Source organism: Arthrobacter sp. GCM10027362 (assembly GCF_042679445.1).
In the GTDB taxonomy this organism is placed as follows: domain Bacteria; phylum Actinomycetota; class Actinomycetes; order Actinomycetales; family Micrococcaceae; genus Crystallibacter.
In genome coordinates, this window is sequence record NZ_JBHTML010000419.1 from 1 (window position 1) to 756 (window position 756).

The 756-nt window shown below is 76.2% G+C and carries 1 protein-coding gene; it reads right to left on the minus strand.

Features of this window, described 5'->3' with window-relative positions; translation table 11 throughout:
* On the minus strand, positions 1 to 665 hold a 665-nt coding region (locus ACFQ36_RS23110), incomplete at its 3' end, for an MFS transporter (protein WP_377017950.1).
* Positions 666 to 756: the final 91 nt, after the last annotated feature.

Sequence of the window (756 nt, forward strand, 5' to 3'; positions counted from 1 at the left end):
GGGTCCTGGGTGTCCGGCGGCGCGTCCGGCCGCCGGGTGCCGGCACGGTCGGCCAGCATCAGCGGCGCGGCTGCCACCGCGATACCCGCCGCCAGCAGCAGCGCGGAATTGATCGCCGCCATGCCCCCGGCAGCTTCCAGGCCGGGGCCGAGCAGCAGCCCCGCCAGCAGCGGACCAAGCAGCTGTCCGCCGGAAAACGCCGCGGTGAACCAGCCGAAGCCGGCATCGAGCCGGTTCAGCGGCGCATAGCGGGCAATCGCGGACTGGCCGGCGATGGTGAAGACCAGGTGCCCCATGCCCAGGACCGCGCTGGCCGCCCCCAGCCACGGCAGATCCGGCGCCCAGGCGAGCATCCCGCAGGCCGCGGCCAGCAGCAGGGCTCCGGCGACCACCAGGGCCCGCAGCGAGGACAAGCGGTCGCTGACCCGCCCGAGCCACAGCGCCGCCGCCACCGGCAGCGTGGCGTAGACCGCGGCCACCAGCCCCACCGCGGCGGCGTCCCCGCCCAGGGCGAGCACCTTGTAGGAAACCACCGGCCGGGCCAGGTTCAGCGCCGTCTGGGTCAGGATGGCGGCCCCGATGAGGATCCACAGCCACGCCCGGCCCTTCCCCCGGTCCGGCGGCAGGATGCGGCTCGTCTCTTCGGGTACAGGTTCAGCGGGCACCCGCCCATTCTCCCCCGGCCCCGGCCCGCCCGGCGCACGGCCGTTGCCGGCCTCACATGCGCAACGGTGCCGCGCCCGCCGGCCGGCACCC